Here is a 17926-nt window from a genome sequence, read left to right as displayed (position 1 = left end):
GACCCAACTCAAATATCCATGTACTCGTATGAGTCCACCATTTATATGCTATAGCATATAAAATGCGAAAAATTAAAACTAGAAAGAGCGTGATTACGGTATGTTAGTTATTATTTTCCAAGTTATATTGGGCATTTTCTTCATGATAACAGGAACGAGAATAATCTCAGGTAAAATGGCAAATGAATTTAGTCGATTTGGTCTTCCGTCCATATTTAATTTCTTAACAGGGTTTATTGAAATAATATGCTCCATTGGAATGATAGTAGGGATATGGTATCCTATCGTAGCTTTGTTATCTGGATTACTTCTAGGAGCGACAATGCTGGTTGCAGTCTTTACTCTGCTTGTGATCGCACGTGATCCATTTAAAAAAGCGATCCCAGCAATAATACTGTGTCTGCTGTCTTTTACGATTGCCCTTTATCATTTAGATCTCTGAAATTGAAACGGGAGCTTGTACGGGAAACTATTGCTCAAACAGAACGAGACGAGGCTGCCGGTACAAACGGCAGCCTCCATTACCTAGCCATTATTCTTGGGTAATTTGATGATACCAGCTTTGCAGTTCTTGTCCGATGTAATGTGGGTTTTCCTCCACTAAATAATACCGTTGCAGTGGGTCACTTTTTTGTTCATTGAAGTAACGATAGTTGTATTTGGACACCGCGGCAGCAGGGCCAGAACGATCAGCTGCTTTTCGTTGAACTATTGGGCAGATTAGTTAAATACGCATTTGTGGTAAAATGTATCTGGAAGGTTGAAGAAGGGGGATCGAGGATGATTGATCGAAGACGAAAAAACGTTACGTCATGAGGTTGAACAGGAATTACTAAATGTGACTGATACTTCAATATTGATTAATTTAAGTGCTGCTCTAACGAGCCTTTATCCTCATTTGGTCCCCATCCATGCATTCGCTTACGACGCTTGGGATGATATTGTAATCCCATTGTATTATGAAATGGTCTACCAATCCTTTTCCTATAAGTACGGAATAATTATTACTTCAAGTGAAGTGCACCCATATATGTATACTCTTCCTTGCTATCGTGGGTTGCACCACATTGAATGCACATTGAAAAAGTCTTTCATTGAAGCATTCATTAACTTCGAATGGGTTCATGTAGAGAAACAAGATCTTGAGAATTACTTAATTATTTTTAAGTCGTTCGGTGATGGTTCCAATTTTTTGACTGGCGGTATAACCAAAGAACAAGCTTCCGAAGTCCATTTCAATTTTGTTGAGGTCGAAATCGTAAGTTCCAAGACTAGAAGTTCAATAGATGGCAACAAATATAAAACCATGTTTATACGTAAGGAAGATTTACATTTCGAATTTGTAGCAGAAGAGAAGATTTAATGGAATTGTTGAACTAACGGAGAAAGATAGCTACAGTCGGCTATGACGATCGGCTGCAGCTTCTGTGCTAACAGGAGGATTATGATTAACACAAGGAGAAGACAATTCAATAACCAGGGAGCAGATCGCCGCGGCCGGCAGCTACTCCTTTTTTCGTTGAAGTAACGGGCAGGCTAACCGCTTTGACTTGAAATCATAACCTTATATAAAGAAAGAGCCGTATTTGTTGTCAAATACAGCTCTTTTTGGTTTTCAACCCCTGATCATTCCATGGATGGCCCGAGAGACCCGTTCTCCAAGCTCGGCAGACGCCTTGTACAGGTAGCCGAGCACGATGTTTTGCGTTTCGCGCGAGACTTGGACAAGATCGCCGGTTAGGTTCGCAACCAAATGCTCTTGCTGCAGTGGCGCAAGCGATCGGTAGAACTCACCCGCCTGCATGAAGTCATCCTGCTTCGGGATGTCCGTACGCTCGAGGCGGCCTTCCACGAATCTTCCGTTGCCGCTGGTCACTTGGGAGTCCGGCGACCAGTGCTGCTGATGATTGATCGGAATGCTGCGGAAATCCGGACCAAGCCGTCGCCGCTGCGAATCCCAGTAAATGTTAGAGCGCCCTTGCAGCAGTTTATCGTCCGACAGCTCTGCACCATTCAGCAGGTTCGCAGGGGAGAAGGCCAGCTTCTCGACCTGTTCGCTATAGTTATCCGGATTGCGGTTCAAGACCAGTCTACCGACCGGATGCAGCGGATACTGCCGCTCATCCCATATTTTCGTATCGTCCAGCGGGTCGAAGGGGAGGGTGGCCTCGTCTTGAGGGTTCATCAGCTGCACGTAAAGGCCGTATTCCACCCCTTTGCCCGCCTGCAGGGTATCGAACAAATCCTTAGCGGCATAATCGGGATTCTCGCCTGACAGTCGGGAGGCTTCTCGCTGATCGATGTACTGAATGCCGGCAAGAGGCATCCAGTGATATTTGACGTAGGTGCGCATGCCTTGCGCGTTTTTCCAGACGTAGGTATTGACGCTGTGGCCCGGGATGTGGCGAAGGCTTTTAATCGTGCCGACGTCAGAGTACAGCCAAAGCACGAAGTTGGTGGCTTCCGGCGCCCGGGCGACGAAGTTCCAGAACCGCTCCGGCTCGGTTAGGTTATTGACGGGTGAAGGCAAGAGGGAGCGGATAAACTCCGGAAAGCGGATGGCGTCCCGGACGGCGAATACCGGGATGTGGTTGCAGACCAGATCGAATACGCCCTGGTCCGTGTAGAACTTGGTGGCGAAGCCGCGCACGTTGCGGGACGTATCCGGCGTACCCCGATTGCTGACAGCAAGCGAAAATCTGACGGTGACGGGGACCTGCAGGCCCGGATTTTGCAGGAAGCACAGCTGCGTGTAGGCCGTCATCGCGTTAACGGTCTGGAAGTAGCCGAAGGCGCCGCAGCCCTTGACATGTACGGGTCTCTCCAGCGGTTTCTCATGGATAAACGTCTCCAGTGTTTCGTGGAGTATGCTATCCTGCTCCAGCACGAGGCCTCGACTTCCAACCGTCTGCGAGTGTTCAACATCCGGAAGCTCCCCCGGCCAGAGGCGATTTCCTGTGTTCTCGTTCATCTCTCTACCTCCCAAGCCGCACTATAAATTGTATGGACATATTAAGGTATGAGGCGCTTGGCTATGAATATGACAGTGATCAAAGCATGAAAAAGGCACCCCGTGTGGGGTAACTTACGTTATTCCGCCAGAACATGAAAACGTCCAGTTGAATGTAATTTCCTAAATTGACGGCAAGTCTTTTTTTAAAATGGTTAAAGGAAGGAAATGGAAAATTTACTATTATTATAAGGGGGGGGCATTATGATTGAAACAGTCCATTTCAAAGAACAATGCGATTTCGAACCCAAGCTTGTCTAAAACGACATCGCCAACGGCTAGCAGTGTTGGAATGATGAATACGAGTGCCATTATGCAATTGCAGCAAACAATTGGAAATCAGGCCGACATGAGTATGTTACAACCGAAGAAACCCGCAAAACGGAGAAGGGAATTAAGACCAATACGAAACGTTTCAAGATAGTGGCAAGGAAATAATGGGGTGGTGGGGTGTTAACGGAAACTATAGCTTAATAACAAAATGTAAAGACAGCCGGTACAAATCGGTTGCCTTTTCCCCACTAAACGGCAGGTTAGTTCCAATATGTGTTAAAATAAAGTGGTTAATACATTGACTTTGTTAAACTGGAGTAGCATTAGCCTGAACAATCGAAAACCTAACTGATTACCACGGTGGTGAAATAATGAACCTAGAATTAGACAAGCAATTTGCAAGAAAAGTAGCTATTATGCTTAAATCTCGACTGATCTGGTATAAGCATTACTTTTTGTTTTGTGATGAAGTTATTGAGGGCATGGCCAAGCCTCCATATTGGATCATCGAACTTGCAGATAAAAAGTATATCGAGGATGCTATAAAAATTGTAAATGCTTATGCCTTTTCTGAACCATTCGAGGCATTTCCTGACTCATTGTATGATTTTTATGTAGCTTGTCTGTTTATAAAGTGTGAAAGAAAACAAGTGTCATGGGCATCTTTTTTAAAAGAAGCTGGCGACTTTGCAGATGGATATCAAGCAGTAAAACATGATTGTGAATTCTTTTATTTTATGCTCAATGATTTTGAAGATAGTGAATACGCAATTGATTTAGAGCTAAAACAAAAAGAAGTTATTAAAAATAGTTTTAAGAATGAAATTCAAGATGTTCACAATTTTTATGCTCCTTTTACAACTTACTTTAGAAAATACGTGCAATTACAAAAAACTAATCATCCGTTAAACTAACTGGGAACGTTTATCGTAGCCACAGCGATAAACCTGCTTTTTCCTTTTAAGACCTTGAGAGAAAAGGATTGAGGACAATTGTTGTTTAACTAATGAGAAACTAAGTTGAGGGGCTTGCTTCGCGGCAGCTCCTCTTTTGCTTATAACGTAACGGGAAGGTTATTTGAAAAGTAAACCACCTTATTCCGCTAACGAGAAACGATAGTTCCATAACGAAAGGGCAACTCAAATAGGAAATATGCCGAATAAATGGTAATTTTGATAAATAGGAATATCAAGCATACCAAATAACATAATTTTGTAGAAACAAGGTGGAGAAAATTGTATTCAATTTATGATGTTGTCACAATAGGTTCATTATTCTTGATTATGTATGTTCTTATTGATTTAATTAGAAATAAAGCCAAGAATGTTATTAGAAGAGCAGTTTTATTTTATAGGTGACTGGTTAAGTATTTATCGAAATAATGGATTGGATTGGTCCTTTTGGAATTCCGTAAAGTTATCGTTATATAATTTAATTATGTTAATGCCGCTTGGAATTTATTTGCCGATGTTATTCAAACTTAAACGAATTTCGAAGTCTATACTCACTGTCTTTCTCGTAAGCCTTACCATTGAAATTTCCCAGCTTATACTCGGATATTTAGGCTTTGTAAGAAGTCGCGAGTTTGATGTTGACGACCTCATATTAAATACTTTAGGCGGTACTATTGGCTATTTATTTATTGCGTTTATAAGTAGATTTATCGAAGCCTTACAGAACAGACACAATGGAAAAGAAATGAACTCGTTAAACTAACGGGAAACGTTAGCTGCATAACAAAGATTAAACAGGCTGCCGAAGATAAACTCGGTGGCCTGTTGTGATAACGGGCAGGATTGCGTAGTCACTTCGCGAATACCTTAGATATATGGCGAATTTACGAAGCTCACGAAAAAGACGTTATGTGTAATACCCGTAAAAACTGAAAGGGTGAAATCAATGACGTTAGAAGAAAAACTATACAATGAATTAACTGCACAGAACAATTCTTTCTTAATTGGAATTAGAGGGGATATTAAGTGGGAACATCAAAAATTCATAGATTTAATAGAATTAATGCGAGACTATATCTTAAAGACAGAAAATAATTCTATTATTGAACGTAAATTTTTCTTTTGTGTCATACATGAGGTTTATCCTGTTTAAAGACATATGTATAAAATACGGGTTTTGTGAATATGTCGTTGTTGACAAGAACATACACCCGATAAAGTTCTTTGTTGTTGGCTCAACAACATAATAAAGACGGTTATTTGTTTCTTCCACATCTTCCCAAAAATGTGTCACTTACTTTCATGCCATGATTCATAAATAATTGAATAACATGATCTCTAAATCTTTCTTGGATAACCTTCATCTTGCCTGGATTTACATCATAAACTCGCAGTTCGCACTTATCAATTAAAAGGTAGGTTACATTTAAAAAAAATATCCGCCTTTATTTTTTAAGTTAAAGCGGATATTAATCCTTCGGCAATCATGTTAAACCTACTTAAATCCCGAAAACTTCTCGCTAGTAATTGCGCACCTTGAAGCGAAGCAAGAAATTGATGTGCTTGCACATCCGCGGCACCTTTAAAGTTTAGATGCCCTACTCGACGCCCCTGTTCCAAGACTCTTTCCAACCATTCTAAATTAGCGGTGAAAAGCTGAACTAACCCTTCTCGTGTCTTTCCTGATAAAGTAGCCAGGTCAGTTGAAAGCATGACGCCCAGACAAGTACAAAAATCTTGAACAGGTCCACCGTAAAGCAAAGTGAATTTTCGTAGCTTTTCCAAATTGTTCTGTGTCTTGGTATCGATTTGAGCAATTGCAGAAATAAAATGTCTGTGATAGCGTGCAATCAGCGCTTCTCCTAAATCCTCCTTGTTTGGGAAATGGTAATGAATACTGGCAGTGCGTATCCCTACTTTTTCTGCAATGTGTGCATAGCTGAATCCGTTAAACCCGGCATCCTGCACAATTGATTGGGCAGTATCCAAAATAATCTCTGCTGTATTCTTATTATTGTTCATGTTGGCATTCTACCTTTTAGTAGATAGCATGTCAACCCCTCTTCCCGAGCAAGGAAGGTTGGTTACTGCTGCAGACACCCCATCGATTCCAACTCGGCGGCCTATTCCGAACGGGCAGATATTGTTCAGTAGAAATATTTTCAATTAGTCTAGTATTGCTGTCATATGTGCTTTCGTAACCGACCAGTGGGAGGTAGCCCAGTATTTGGCTTTATCCTTGATGTAAATCATTTGCGGGGATTCGTGTTTGACAGTCAAATCCTCAGCAATCTTGTTTGACACCGGACGGGATTCGATAACTTTGACAAGCGTGTAATCTACCTCTTGATTCGGGGTACTCTTCAAATATTCTTCATATTCATGAAGCGCATTGGCGCTAACCGGGCATGTCGAACTATATTTTAAAATAACTTGTCCGCGTATTGACGACTTCGCAAGCATTTCATTCCACTCTTCAAGCGTTGTGATTTCTTTCCAGCTCATTTGAGTAAGTCTCCTTTGTTTCAATATTTATTTTTTCGATGATTACCGGGACAATGCGCCGCAGTCGTAAGAATCAGCTCTCAGAACTAGTGCAAATCTGCGGGGAGTCATGTATTACCAAAGAAAAGGCACAACTTTTGACCGCTGAATCATGAAGAATTTCATGCCTTATGCCAAAAGTAATGCCTCGTGATTTATAAGAGATGGCGAACCGAAAATACCGCAGCTTGCGTTCTGTCGCGCAGCCCATCTTGGCTATGAGATTTGAAACGTGAAAATCACCTTACAAAACAATGGCATATGGTGATTATTGTGATGTACCTTTAGAATAATAACGATTAAATTTGACTGAATAAATTAACACATAGATAACCATTAGCGCAGCAAACAAATTTAGAAGAATCAACGAGAAGTTCAAACTAAAAAATTGAGTCAGCACTCCGACACCAACAGGGGGAACAATGAATCCGGAGTATGCGCATAAATAAAATGCCGAAATGACTCGCGGACGTTCTTCCGGCTTCGGTAACTGGCTGGCAAACCTTAAAGAAACTTGAAACGTCCATCCGGCGCCAATTGCTTGAATGAATATACCGGCCCAGAGCAAAAATAAACTCGCTGTCTGACCAGAAAAAACAATGACCCACGATCCAATGGCAAGAAACAGGATTCCTATACGCATCCGTGTAACGGGATTACGCGGCCAAGGGAAGAATTGCATCAAGGCCCCCCCGCCTAGAAGCACCAATATTAACAACCCGGAAATAGAGAGATTGTTGGTGTGAATAACGTTCTTGACGAAAGAAGGAATAAGAGAAAATACAATTCCGCCTAACGTGAAAAGGGTAAAGATCGGAAGTCCGATAAAAGACCAAAAATGGGAACGAATATTGTCAGGAACACCGAGCGAAATCTTAGTTTTAGCCGGTTTATGCGCTTGGGAATCTTCGTGCTTCGGTAACATTTCCAGAACTACCAAGGAACTCAATAACATGACGAGCAGAAACCAATACGGCAAACGAAGCGGCTGAAAATGCATATATTGCACGATTAAACCTGAAATAGCTGGACCCAAGCCAAAACCGATGTTTACTATTACTCCTGATAACTTAATTGCCGTACCCACTTTATCGTGAGAGGTTTGTTTTAATAAAAAAGCGCTGGCAGTACCTGTAAAAGCGCCATAGGCGATGCCTTCCAAAATCCTTGCCGCATAGAGCATCCAAACGTTGAAACTCCCTATAAAGAGCAACGTCGATGCGATGGAAATCCATATACTGAAGCGAAGCACCCTTTTCAATCCCCAGGCGCTTCCTCTGGCTCCCACGACAAGCAAGGTTGGCAGCAGGATAGCGGCATAAACGGCAAACAAAATGGTGATTTCCAAACTGCTCAGCCGATAATGCTCCCCATATAAAGGGAATAATGAGGAAATAAACGTAGCTCCGCAGGACATCATAAGAACAACCCAAAGCATTCTTTTCATTTTAGTAATTTCCTTCTCTCATTTAATTTTACTTACTAGTAGATAAGTATTAGTTGTAGATAAACCGCCTTTTAACTTTTAATAAGACGGTTTATCTGATTCAGAACTTGAGATAATACATCCTTTCCCAATGTTCGTTTATATTGCAGAGCACCTTTTATACATGACAGAATGGTATAAGCTAGTGCTTCAACATCTTCTGATTTTTGAACGATATCTTCATTATACCCTTCTGTAAGAATACTTATTAAAACCTTTAATTCAAACTGACTTACCTCCTGTACTTTTTGTCTAATAATATCTGGTAAGGATACAAAATCAGATTGTAGAGATGATATAGGACATATCCCTTCCCCGCATATTTCAATTTGTCTAGCAATGTAATGCATAAGCTTCTCTTCTACTGTCATCGTAGAATTATTAATAAATATTAAGATTTTCTCTAAATTTTGTTGTATCCGCTCGGTAACGGCAACTCCTAAATCCTCCTTTTTTTCAAAATGATAATGAATGCTTGCTTTGGTTACGCCCAATTGTTTGGACAAATCATCATAACTTATGGCAACATAACCTTTTTCTCGAATAAGTTTAAGTGCTAGGTCTAATATTTGTGTTTTTCGATTTTCCATAACTGAAATATAACCTACTAGTAGATAAGTGTCAAGCCGTGTCATTGAAACGTGACAATAAACTACTCCCTTAATGTTGAAAAGCCCTTGATATATCTATGAAATCAATGATCATATTTTCCAACTCAATGTCGGACAACTTCCGTTGTTCTGCTTTCATGATGTCTACCCACTCCCCATTGGTATCTCCGCTTTCTGTACCTTGCCCAATTATATTTCTTCTATTCTATCCATTATTTAGCTGTTTTACTTTGGTCTCTATTTTGACAATGGCTGGACTCGCAGTTTTTGCAATTGATGAGAACTTTTCGTCCCTAAAGGGGTTATCGATGCAGTTTGGACATCAGCTGCTGCCGAGTTAGCTGCAGCTGCAGCGACGCCTGATTGAACGGGTTGGGCATCATACCCAAACAGATTCATCTTATCCGAAGTGAACATCAACCCACCGACAACGACCGCGCCAGCCATAAAAGTTGCAAATACAGATCTCAATTTGGTGCTCCCTATCTTCTTTTCAACCTTTTTATCATTTAAGTTAATCATATTTTTCATATCTTCATTCATGCGATTACCGCCTTTCGTATGCCCATTTATTTGAATAGTGTTGATAGATAGAAGTATAGAGCGCTAACCTGAAGTGTTACTTAAGTTTGGCTGATAGGCACATGAAAGTTAACTGAAAGTATGCTGAAGGTGTCGATAGGTCAAAAAACCTCTTGTTTAACAAAAATAGTTAAACAAGAAGTTTTTGTGGTGATACCTTATTTTTGACGATAAATTGGAGCGCCAAACGGGGATGAGCCTGCGCCTCCATCTACGCTAATTTCAGCACCCTGGACAAATGAAGAGTCATCCGAGGCCAGGAACAAGGCGACATTTGCTATCTCCTCCGGTTCACCCAAACGGTTCAGCGGAACCGCGCGCGTGAGTACGGATTCAAATTGCGCTAACCCTTCAGGTTGACCCCAAATTGGCGTCCGCGTCGCTCCCGGCACGATGGTGTTCACGCGAATGCCACGCGGCGACAATTCGGAAACCAGCACTCTCGCCATACTGGTGACAGCCCCTTTGCTGGCCGCATAGGCCGACCATCCCGGGCTTCCTGCCTTTGCAAGCACCGAGCCGTTTAAGATCACCGAAGCACCAGCCTTCAGATGAGGCAAAGCGGCTTGAACAGTGAAAAAAGTCCCAGTAACGTTAATCTTAAGTATCTCCTCAAAGACGGAAAACTCTGTGCCACCTAATGGCGTATTACCACTGATACCTGCATTAGCGAATACCACATCTAGACGGCCAAATTTTTCAACCGCTGCGGCCACAGCTTTATCCGCGCTTGTTGGATCGGCGGCATCAGCCTGCACGACAAGAGCGTTGGTGGTGCCAAGCTCCTCCACTGCCGCGTTTAACGCGACTTGATTACGGCCGGTAATAACGACCTTTGCGCCTTCTGCCACAAATAGTTTTGCGGTTGCCAAGCCAATACCGCTGCTACCCCCAGTAATTAATGCAACTTTCCCATACAGTTTTCCCATAATCTATTGCTCCTTTGTGATTTATAGTTTTCGTCTATTCCGTTTCTTTTTCTTGAGAACGATCATTCTCGAATAAATAAAAAAATTAGTTGATCTTTAAAATTGACATTGTTGTTTCCACTATTTGCATTAATTTCTCTCTGTCATCTGTCGTCTTCGCCAAAACCCGCAGCCCAGTAAATGCATTATTAAAATAACACGATAGCCATTCCGCATTGAGCATTTTGTCAAGTTCGCCCGATTGTTGACCTGCCTCAATAAGCTCACGAATCAATTGTTCAAAATCGGTCAAGCTTTGGTTGACCCAAGCTCTGGACTCAGAATCATGTGGGGCTAACTCAACCGCGGTATTTACCATCAGGCAGCCTTTAGGGAGCTCATCATCATCCCTTCTGATTGCCGTTTCTAACACCAGTCTAATAGTTTCCTTTGCAGAAATGGATCCATTAATAATGCGTTTAACTGATTTATCTATCATTTCACTATATCGCTTTAACGCCTTGATATACAAGGAATGCTTATCGCCAAAGGAGTCATACATGCTTCTCTTGTGAACCCCCATTTGTGAGACTAGGTCCATCATGGAAGTCTTCTCATAGCCCTGTTCCCAGAATAACTGCATGGCTTTGAGCAAAACCGCATCCTCATCAAATTCCTTGGTTCTGGCCATTCCTGTTGACTCCTCCTTTCAATAATATCTTAACATATTGAGAACGATCGGTAAAGAATTATTTATATACCAAAGGGATGTTCTTTTGCATTGTATTATCTCTCTTTAAGCGTATAAGTGGATAACGATAAGTCAATACTTGGAACAACCTCTGTGAGGTTAGGAGAGGGAGTGTGAAGATGCAGACAACAGAAAAAATCACGGGAAATCAGCTAGGCTTATTACTATTTACTTTTATCGGTTCCACCATCGTCTTAACCATTCCCGGATGGATGGTGATGATTGCAAAACAGAATGGTTGGATATCCGTGATTCCTTCTACTTCAACAGGTTTATTAACTCTGTGGGCGCTGATTACACTCGCCAATCGTTATCCGGGTTTGACGATTATACAATACAGTTCAAAAATCATTGGGAAATGGTTAGGCAAATGTTTGGGTTTTTTTTATATTTATGCTTGGTTTAATGCTATTTCGGTTATGACCATACAGCATACCTTTTTTATTAAAGCGCTTCTATTACCAAAAAGTCCGTCCATAGTAGAAAGTCTATCGTTATTGATCCTATGCGGTATAGCCGTTTTTGCTGGAATTGAGGTCATTGGAAGATGTAATGAGTTTCTTACACCATTGCTCTTGGGTTCTTTGATTCCGATCTTGATTCTGGCGTTTGGGGAAGCAGATCCCGTCCGGCTAAAGCCATTTTTAGGAGAGGGAATACTGCCGGTATTGCAAGGAGCTGTCATTCCAGGAGGAGCATTCATGAATCAAGTGTTTATATTGGGATGGCTCCTTCCTTATTTGAATCAGCCGAAAAAGGCTCGCAAGGTCGCGCTGATTGCGTTTTTCAGCCTTTCCATTTTAGTATTTATCATCGTATTACTTACGATTATGGTCCTCGGTACATTAACAGGTAAACTGACCTATTCATTTTTAAGTCTCATGCAATATATAGGTATTGAAGGTTCATTTGAACGTCTGGAGGCTATCGCTGTTGCGGTGTGGGTGTTGGGGAATTTTGTGAAGGTATCGGTATCGTTGTTTATATTATGTCTTTGTGTAAGTCAGCTTTTCGGGATCCGAAATTATCGTGATATCGTAGCTCCGCTAACACTTTTGTCCATCATTGGATCAGCTTGCGTTTTCAAAAGTGGCGCGGAGCTTCAAGCTTTTCTTGCTTTCATTTACCCGAGCGTGGGTTTTATCACACAAACCCTCATACCGTTGTCACTTCTCATGATAGACACTATAAAAAGAAAAGTGGACCATTCAGTGCATTAAAAGCATTTTTCCGATGGGTTCAAAAATAATTTTGAACGGGACAACCATGCTCGGTATGTCAACCCGGGCAATTAATAAGGAACCGGTAATGGATGATACTACCATTAAAACGCCGAATACCGCTGCTTCTTTGTTTTTTTGCATACTCAGCAAGGATCGGATTCTAACAAAAGACCATACAACCAATAAACATACATATCCCACGATTTGGACGATCATTTTATGATCTCCTTTTCCTTCAAATGTAAAGGAGGACCTGCCATCCCGCTTCCTATTATATTAAGCTTAACTGCAACGGAAACGTCTACCTCCGGAAACTTATGATCCCATTGTTCTTTCAACGCTTTCCATTGTTTCGGCTTATCACGGTAAATTTCTTGGCCGAAACCCACACTATCTACTTTGTACCGTTTCTGGAATTTGGATAATGTATCCAGGACTTGTTTCTCGACCGATTTCTCCAATGCTTTCTGTACAAGTCTAAGATTCTCCGGCAAACTGATATCCAAAGGGGTATTATTTTCCCAGATTGTTCCTTCCCCTTGCAGCTGAATCTTGAATTTGATCTTATCACCACTTATCTCCGTGGTAATTTTTCGGTTTGTTTTTCCCAGAATCACCCCAACTGTTCCATCACCTTCCGGTAATTTAGCGTTGATTCTGCCATCTTTCATTCTATCTGTAACCCAAAGAAATCCATTTGTTTCATTCTCGTTTAGAAAACAGACTAATTTGAAATCCTTAAAAATGGCTGATCCGGCTAGCTTAAATATGTTGTTTTCTTTCATTCCTTCTGATAAATCCTCAGGCATTATGACTCCCAAAACGGGACTGATCCCTTCACTTGATGACGCTAAAAAAAAGTCTCGCAATGTAACCGATAACCCGCTTCCTAATGCTTCCATTTCCTTGATTGCTTCGCTGGGAGCTTGTTCAAAGGGGTATTTAACTTGCAAGAGTCTCCGCGCTTCTCCCCCCTTTACAACCATCATATAGGTTTTTAATCGTTGTTTCGAATCGTGGGTGTAAACATCGAGAATATCTTGAATCCCGTGTTTAGATAACGATTCACCTATAAAAATAACGACGCGATGTGCGGTAAACAACCTGCGTGAACTTTTTTTCTGAAGCCTATAGAACGCTTCATTAATATTCTTTCCAACAGCCGATATAACAAAAAACTTCTCTTTCTGGCTTCCTCCACTCCCTGGTCCCCCCTGAGCGGAGGAAGGGATCGCAATCTGATGTGATAATATATATTCCCCATCATCCGTTATGTCAAATGCCGTACCCGCAATGAACGCAAGATCATTAATCTCCGTACGATCCCAACAACCGCTTGTGGTCAATATTGTGAATAGTAAGCCGATGTATAGGAATGGTTTCATTTTGAAGTTCCTTTCCCTTTCCTCGCAGATTCTGGACTTGGTTTTTGACCTGCCGGTTCACGGACCAAATTGTTAGATCCTGTTGCCTGTGGACGACGAGTTTTAGCCCATATAGGTGCCCGGATGATTACATCTTTCAAATCCGTTATGGTCATAGGGGCTACCGGAGTGAAATAAGGGACACCGAACGAACGAAGGGAGGTGACATGTATCAAGATGCCCAGAAAACCCAGTACAATGCCATAAAGTCCAAGCGTACCTGCCAAGAATAGTATCGGAAAGCGAAGAACTCGGATTCCATTTGCGAAACTGTATCGCGGTATCGTAAACGCTGCAATGCCCGTGATCGAAACGATAATGACGACCGGAGCGGATATAATTCCCGCCTGCACAGCCGCTTGGCCGATGACCAATGCCCCAACAATGCTTATCGCTTGCCCGATTTGTTTGGGTAATCGAATCCCTGCTTCCCGCAATGCCTCAAATATAATTTCCATTATTAAAGCTTCGAACACAGCCGGGAAAGGAACAGGCTCCCTAGAGGAGGCAATACTCAGCACGAGATTAGTCGGAACCATTTCCTGGTGGAAGGTCGTAATTGCAACATATAGGGGAGGAGCAAATATGGCGATACTGATGAAAAGGAATCGAATCCACCGCACAAAAGTTGCAATGGGCCAACGAATATAGTAATCCTCGCTTGCCTGGAGTCCATTCCAGAATGTCATGGGAACAATTAATACAAATGGGGTGGTATCGACAAGAATGGCTATTTTCCCTTCCAATAGCTCTGCAGCTACAACATCTGGTCGCTCTGTACTGTGCACTAGTGGAAAAGGAGAGAAAGGTGAATCCTCAATAAATTCCTCGATATAGCCTGAATCGAGGATCCCGTCGATTTGAATCCGAGTTAACCTTTTTCGAACTTCCTCAACAACAGACTCGGAAACAATACCAACTATATAAGAAATGACTACTTGGGTTTGAGTAAGCTCCCCGAGCGTAATGGATTCCATTTTTAGTCGAGATGTTTTAATTCTATTTCGTATTAGACCAATATTCGTTGAAATGTTCTCGATAAATCCATCCCTAGGACCACGAATAACCGGTTCGGAAGAAGGTTCTTCAAGACTTCGTTGCGACGTGCCATTAACCTTAGCAATCAACGCATTGCTGTCCCCTATCGCAAGAACGGCAGCATGACCATTTAACATATGACTCACAATTTCAGTTACTTTGGAAGTAACAAACGTCGTTCCGATGGAAATCATTTGGTCATCCAGAACTTTTACTTCGTTATTTATCAAATCATCTTGTTTGCTTGATTTAGATATCAATGGTTTCAATATATGCTCGTCAATCAACTTTTCTTCAACCAGACTAGTAAGATATATCACAAGCCATTGAATTTGCCCAGCTATCTGAATCTTGCGGAATATGATGTCAGAGCTGTTTTGGAATATTTTTTTTAAAATCATTTCATTTTGTTCTAAATTCGAGGTTAACCTGGGGTTTTCTTCATCAATTTGATGATCCTCCGGTATATTTGGATACTCAGGTTTAATGCGAATCCATTTCCTAAACCATTTCACTAAATAGACCCCCAAAGAAAACACTGATTTAACTATTTTTCCATTTTACGTCAAAAATATTCTAAACAGGCAAAACATTGGATCGCACTGATGATCGCCTCCGACGGCATGTCCTTTAATAAGTATCCATGAACGCCTTTCTCCAGAACTTTCATAATGAGTTCCACGTCATCGTTCCATACCCGGCTCTAAACCGATGATGGTCGCAAGACGCTCTCTCATGAGCCGCTGATCGTCTACAATCAGGATTTTCAATTTCTTTGCCCCATTTCCGTTATAGGATAAGGAAACTTAACTTCAACAGCAAAGCCTGTCTTCTGATCCATCCTAAAATGCACTTCTCCGTTCCACTCCTTCACCCTTTCTTGCAAATTCATCAAACCAAACCCCGGCTTCAGTTCGGCAGGCAGCTCTCCATCATTACGTATGCTTAGAGAAAATTCGGTTTCGGCATAGGCCAACAAAATGACAACATTGGTCGCATGGCCATGCTTCTGAGCATTGGTAAGGGATTCCTGTACAATTCGATAAGCCGTTAATTGAAGATCGCCCGGGAGGGAAATGGGTGTACCTTCAACTTCAAAAAGAGTATGAACCTTTGCAAATTTGGTAAACTCTTCTGCTAAGCTGGTAAGGCTATCATTTAAAGTAGTAGATGTAATAGACTCGTCTCGTATAGCCCTTACGGAAAGACGTACCTCTTGCAAGGCAGACCTAATTAAATCCTCACATTCCAAGTAGGCTTGCTCACTGCGTAAAGAATCCAGCCTGCTTAGCTTGCGAGCCACTTGCATTTGAACCAACAATGCCGTCAGTTTATGACCAACCGTATCATGAATATCCCGTGCAATTCTCACTCTTTCCCTCGCGGCTGCCCACTCCTCCGTCTGGAGTGCATACTCCTGCAGCCGCTCATGAGATTGCATCAATTGTGCATACAGTTGCATTGTATCCGAACGTGCCTTTTGATGGAAATTAATCAAAGAGCTCACAATACATGCGAACACAATGAACGAAGAGGAAATAAAATAGCTTGTTTCATCAAACCGTTGATACAAATACCATCAATGCTGCCCATCGTAACCATATAGAGTAATAGTAAAAATAACCCAGAGATGATGAGCACTCGGGTATTCTTTACAAACATGAAAATGGCAAAAGCTGTAATTCCAATAAATAGATGATTGGGGAATTTGTCGCCAATATAAACATAGCCATAAGAAGCGGATACCAAGAAATCGATGATCAGGAGGTGCAATAGCCAATGCTTTTTCATGGTGGAGTAAAATAGATAAACGAAAAGAAAAACCATCAAGGAAAATACAACAAAACTTAGTCTCCAAAAGATCGCAATCGAGTTTTCAAAATAAAACATCCCGGTCAGGACTAAATCAAAAACGAGCTTCAGCCCGAATAGCCATCTTAACGAAATAGGATTCTTCCATACGATATCCGTTACTTTCAGCATCATCTATAACTCCCTTATCATGCAACTCCATGTTTGTTCTGACTAAAGTTGAACAAATGCCTCTCCTATATCCGAATCGGAACGATGCCAGAAAAAGTTCGGCGACCGATTCCCCTATTGAATATAGTGAGAATCGATCGCCGCTTAAATAGTTTATGAAACCCCGGATGGTAATAACATTATTCCATTACTAACCGACGGAATTTCATTATCCTTCAGCCGAACGATCCCACCATGCGTTGACCTCCTCAAGCCGTTTCGTATAAGCTTCGCGAATCGTATATGCAGCTTGAGTACCAACCGGAAGACGAAGTGGAGGATTGTCGCTTTTGATAACAGAAATGATCAATTCTACCGCTTTTGCCGGGTCTCCGATCACGATGTTCGAGACTCCTTTCTCGTATGCTTCATACAGCGGAGCATATTCTTGCTTCTTCTCGGTATGTTGCAGCGATTCGCCTAAAAACTCTGTTGCGTACACGGAAGGCTCCACGATCGTCGTCTTGATCCCGAAGCTTGCAAACTCTTTCGCGAACGCTTCGGAGAAACCTTCAACTGCAAACTTGGATGCAGCGTACAGGCTATACGGAGGCATGGACCAGGTTCCGAGGAAAGACGAAACATTAACGTAATGTCCCGATCCTTGACGCTTAAATACGGGGAGTGTCGCTCGGATGACGTCTAGAACACCGAACACGTTGACGTCGAACTGCTTCTGGATTTGTTCATCCGTATACTCCTCCAGCATACCGAACAGTCCGTATCCGGCATTATTCACGACAATATCGATTTTACCGAAAACGTCAACGGCTTCTTGAACGGCGGATTGAATTTGCGCCTTGTTTGTCACGTCCAAAGCAGCGAGGTGAACACGATCCGGTGCCAGTTCTTTAAAATCCTGAATTGTCTCTAGTTTGCGCGCCGTAGCGACCACTTTGTCTCCTGCTTGAAGCAGCTGCTTCACAAATTGTCTTCCGAATCCTGTCGAAGTCCCTGTAATAAACCATACTTTACTCATCGTTTTGATTTCTCCCCTTTAGTTTTTTCGAAAAGAAAATTCTGCTTATTAGTTGATAAGATTTATTCGGAAGGCCTCCGTTTCTTGCAATCCTCTACAGCCTTCATTAATAGCCGGAGGGG

At 41.9% G+C, this 17926-nt stretch carries 21 protein-coding genes; 7 read left to right on the top strand and 14 right to left on the bottom strand.

Going from position 1 to position 17926, the window contains the following annotated elements:
* The first annotated feature begins 100 nt into the window (after nucleotides 1–100).
* Together QFZ81_RS14620 and QFZ81_RS14615 are read left to right on the top strand one after the other, a co-directional pair.
* On the top strand, nucleotides 101–442 hold the full coding sequence (locus tag QFZ81_RS14620; RefSeq protein ID WP_060647815.1) for a DoxX family protein: 342 nt from the start codon (nucleotides 101–103) through the stop codon (nucleotides 440–442).
* Nucleotides 443–784: 342 nt separating this feature from the next.
* Nucleotides 785–1363, top strand: a complete 579-nt coding sequence (locus QFZ81_RS14615; protein WP_307603180.1) for a hypothetical protein — start codon at nucleotides 785–787, stop codon at nucleotides 1361–1363.
* A gap of 252 nt (nucleotides 1364–1615) precedes the next feature.
* Here QFZ81_RS14615 and QFZ81_RS14610 read toward each other — a convergent pair whose 3' ends face one another.
* Entirely contained in the window at nucleotides 1616–2971 is a 1356-nt protein-coding gene (locus QFZ81_RS14610) for a catalase (protein WP_307603178.1), read from the bottom strand.
* A gap of 247 nt (nucleotides 2972–3218) precedes the next feature.
* Between QFZ81_RS14610 and QFZ81_RS14605 the strand changes: the two genes are divergently transcribed.
* The 4 genes from QFZ81_RS14605 to QFZ81_RS14595 all read left to right on the top strand — a co-directional run bounded on the left by QFZ81_RS14605 (nucleotide 3219) and on the right by QFZ81_RS14595 (nucleotide 5389).
* Nucleotides 3219–3434: a hypothetical protein gene (locus QFZ81_RS14605; protein ID WP_307603176.1), complete on the top strand. Its 216-nt coding sequence runs from the start codon at nucleotides 3219–3221 to the stop codon at nucleotides 3432–3434.
* A 220-nt stretch (nucleotides 3435–3654) separates the two neighbouring features.
* Nucleotides 3655–4197: a hypothetical protein gene (locus QFZ81_RS14600; protein WP_307603174.1), complete on the top strand. Its 543-nt coding sequence runs from the start codon at nucleotides 3655–3657 to the stop codon at nucleotides 4195–4197.
* Nucleotides 4198–4606: 409 nt separating this feature from the next.
* Nucleotides 4607–4999, top strand: a complete 393-nt coding sequence (locus tag QFZ81_RS37335) for a VanZ family protein (RefSeq protein ID WP_373463674.1) — start codon at nucleotides 4607–4609, stop codon at nucleotides 4997–4999.
* A gap of 183 nt (nucleotides 5000–5182) precedes the next feature.
* Complete coding sequence (locus QFZ81_RS14595) at nucleotides 5183–5389, top strand: hypothetical protein (RefSeq protein WP_307603172.1); 207 nt, start codon at nucleotides 5183–5185, stop codon at nucleotides 5387–5389.
* Between the two features lie 299 nt (nucleotides 5390–5688).
* Here the strand turns inward: QFZ81_RS14595 and QFZ81_RS14590 are convergent, their stop codons facing one another.
* The 7 genes from QFZ81_RS14590 to QFZ81_RS14560 form a co-directional block, all read right to left on the bottom strand.
* Complete coding sequence (locus QFZ81_RS14590; protein WP_307603170.1) at nucleotides 5689–6258, bottom strand: TetR/AcrR family transcriptional regulator; 570 nt, start codon at nucleotides 6256–6258, stop codon at nucleotides 5689–5691.
* A 144-nt stretch (nucleotides 6259–6402) separates the two neighbouring features.
* Complete coding sequence (gene ytxJ, locus QFZ81_RS14585; RefSeq protein WP_307603168.1) at nucleotides 6403–6741, bottom strand: bacillithiol system redox-active protein YtxJ; 339 nt, start codon at nucleotides 6739–6741, stop codon at nucleotides 6403–6405.
* Between the two features lie 307 nt (nucleotides 6742–7048).
* Nucleotides 7049–8227, bottom strand: a complete 1179-nt coding sequence (locus QFZ81_RS14580; protein WP_307603166.1) for an MFS transporter — start codon at nucleotides 8225–8227, stop codon at nucleotides 7049–7051.
* A 71-nt stretch (nucleotides 8228–8298) separates the two neighbouring features.
* The gene (locus QFZ81_RS14575; RefSeq protein WP_307443157.1) at nucleotides 8299–8856 is read right to left on the bottom strand and encodes a TetR/AcrR family transcriptional regulator; all 558 of its coding nucleotides are present in this window, start codon (nucleotides 8854–8856) and stop codon (nucleotides 8299–8301) included.
* Between the two features lie 258 nt (nucleotides 8857–9114).
* On the bottom strand, nucleotides 9115–9420 hold the full coding sequence (locus QFZ81_RS14570) for a hypothetical protein (protein WP_307603164.1): 306 nt from the start codon (nucleotides 9418–9420) through the stop codon (nucleotides 9115–9117).
* Nucleotides 9421–9617: 197 nt separating this feature from the next.
* Entirely contained in the window at nucleotides 9618–10388 is a 771-nt protein-coding gene (locus tag QFZ81_RS14565; RefSeq protein ID WP_307443160.1) for an SDR family NAD(P)-dependent oxidoreductase, read from the bottom strand.
* 85 nt (nucleotides 10389–10473) lie between these two features.
* A complete protein-coding gene (locus tag QFZ81_RS14560) occupies nucleotides 10474–11058 on the bottom strand; it encodes a TetR/AcrR family transcriptional regulator (RefSeq protein WP_307603162.1) in 585 nt (194 codons plus the stop codon).
* 179 nt (nucleotides 11059–11237) lie between these two features.
* Between QFZ81_RS14560 and QFZ81_RS14555 the strand changes: the two genes are divergently transcribed.
* Nucleotides 11238–12338, top strand: coding sequence for a GerAB/ArcD/ProY family transporter (locus QFZ81_RS14555; protein WP_307603160.1), 1101 nt, complete (start codon nucleotides 11238–11240; stop codon nucleotides 12336–12338).
* Here QFZ81_RS14555 and QFZ81_RS14550 read toward each other — a convergent pair.
* From QFZ81_RS14550 to QFZ81_RS14525, 6 genes are all read right to left on the bottom strand, one after another.
* Nucleotides 12327–12557 carry a hypothetical protein gene (locus QFZ81_RS14550; RefSeq protein ID WP_307603159.1) on the bottom strand — a complete coding sequence of 77 codons (231 nt, stop codon included), beginning with the start codon at nucleotides 12555–12557 and terminating at the stop codon, nucleotides 12327–12329. The genes QFZ81_RS14555 and QFZ81_RS14550 overlap by 12 nt on opposite strands.
* Complete coding sequence (locus QFZ81_RS14545) at nucleotides 12554–13726, bottom strand: Ger(x)C family spore germination protein (protein WP_307443165.1); 1173 nt, start codon at nucleotides 13724–13726, stop codon at nucleotides 12554–12556. The genes QFZ81_RS14550 and QFZ81_RS14545 overlap by 4 nt, the downstream gene beginning before the upstream one ends.
* On the bottom strand, nucleotides 13723–15318 hold the full coding sequence (locus tag QFZ81_RS14540) for a spore germination protein (protein ID WP_307443167.1): 1596 nt from the start codon (nucleotides 15316–15318) through the stop codon (nucleotides 13723–13725). Before QFZ81_RS14540 ends, QFZ81_RS14545 begins: the two co-directional genes overlap by 4 nt.
* Before the next feature lie 251 nt (nucleotides 15319–15569).
* Nucleotides 15570–16265: a sensor histidine kinase gene (locus QFZ81_RS14535; RefSeq protein ID WP_307443168.1), complete on the bottom strand. Its 696-nt coding sequence runs from the start codon at nucleotides 16263–16265 to the stop codon at nucleotides 15570–15572.
* Nucleotides 16266–16306: 41 nt separating this feature from the next.
* Nucleotides 16307–16789: a hypothetical protein gene (locus QFZ81_RS14530; RefSeq protein WP_307443169.1), complete on the bottom strand. Its 483-nt coding sequence runs from the start codon at nucleotides 16787–16789 to the stop codon at nucleotides 16307–16309.
* Between the two features lie 205 nt (nucleotides 16790–16994).
* Nucleotides 16995–17804, bottom strand: a complete 810-nt coding sequence (locus QFZ81_RS14525) for an SDR family NAD(P)-dependent oxidoreductase (protein ID WP_307603157.1) — start codon at nucleotides 17802–17804, stop codon at nucleotides 16995–16997.
* Nucleotides 17805–17926 lie beyond the last annotated feature (122 nt).

The organism is Paenibacillus sp. V4I9 (assembly GCF_030817295.1).
In the GTDB taxonomy this organism is placed as follows: domain Bacteria; phylum Bacillota; class Bacilli; order Paenibacillales; family NBRC-103111; genus Paenibacillus_E.
The sequence above is the reverse complement of the archived record's forward strand: the minus strand, read 5'-3'. Positions and strand labels throughout refer to the sequence as shown.

Excerpts from the sequence above, each read along its gene's own strand:
- QFZ81_RS14620 (WP_060647815.1), top strand. The coding sequence starts at position 101 with ATGTTAGTTATTATTTTCCAAGTTATATTGGGCATTTTCTTCATGATA.
- QFZ81_RS14610 (WP_307603178.1), bottom strand. The coding sequence starts at position 2,971 with ATGAACGAGAACACAGGAAATCGCCTCTGGCCGGGGGAGCTTCCGGAT.
- QFZ81_RS14600 (WP_307603174.1), top strand. The coding sequence starts at position 3,655 with ATGAACCTAGAATTAGACAAGCAATTTGCAAGAAAAGTAGCTATTATG.
- QFZ81_RS37335 (WP_373463674.1), top strand. The coding sequence starts at position 4,607 with ATGTTATTAGAAGAGCAGTTTTATTTTATAGGTGACTGGTTAAGTATT.
- QFZ81_RS14595 (WP_307603172.1), top strand. The coding sequence starts at position 5,183 with ATGACGTTAGAAGAAAAACTATACAATGAATTAACTGCACAGAACAAT.
- QFZ81_RS14590 (WP_307603170.1), bottom strand. The coding sequence starts at position 6,258 with ATGAACAATAATAAGAATACAGCAGAGATTATTTTGGATACTGCCCAA.
- ytxJ (WP_307603168.1), bottom strand. The coding sequence starts at position 6,741 with ATGAGCTGGAAAGAAATCACAACGCTTGAAGAGTGGAATGAAATGCTT.
- QFZ81_RS14580 (WP_307603166.1), bottom strand. The coding sequence starts at position 8,227 with ATGAAAAGAATGCTTTGGGTTGTTCTTATGATGTCCTGCGGAGCTACG.
- QFZ81_RS14575 (WP_307443157.1), bottom strand. The coding sequence starts at position 8,856 with ATGGAAAATCGAAAAACACAAATATTAGACCTAGCACTTAAACTTATT.
- QFZ81_RS14570 (WP_307603164.1), bottom strand. The coding sequence starts at position 9,420 with ATGAATGAAGATATGAAAAATATGATTAACTTAAATGATAAAAAGGTT.
- QFZ81_RS14565 (WP_307443160.1), bottom strand. The coding sequence starts at position 10,388 with ATGGGAAAACTGTATGGGAAAGTTGCATTAATTACTGGGGGTAGCAGC.
- QFZ81_RS14560 (WP_307603162.1), bottom strand. The coding sequence starts at position 11,058 with ATGGCCAGAACCAAGGAATTTGATGAGGATGCGGTTTTGCTCAAAGCC.
- QFZ81_RS14555 (WP_307603160.1), top strand. The coding sequence starts at position 11,238 with ATGCAGACAACAGAAAAAATCACGGGAAATCAGCTAGGCTTATTACTA.
- QFZ81_RS14550 (WP_307603159.1), bottom strand. The coding sequence starts at position 12,557 with ATGATCGTCCAAATCGTGGGATATGTATGTTTATTGGTTGTATGGTCT.
- QFZ81_RS14545 (WP_307443165.1), bottom strand. The coding sequence starts at position 13,726 with ATGAAACCATTCCTATACATCGGCTTACTATTCACAATATTGACCACA.
- QFZ81_RS14535 (WP_307443168.1), bottom strand. The coding sequence starts at position 16,265 with ATGCAACTGTATGCACAATTGATGCAATCTCATGAGCGGCTGCAGGAG.
- QFZ81_RS14530 (WP_307443169.1), bottom strand. The coding sequence starts at position 16,789 with ATGATGCTGAAAGTAACGGATATCGTATGGAAGAATCCTATTTCGTTA.
- QFZ81_RS14525 (WP_307603157.1), bottom strand. The coding sequence starts at position 17,804 with ATGAGTAAAGTATGGTTTATTACAGGGACTTCGACAGGATTCGGAAGA.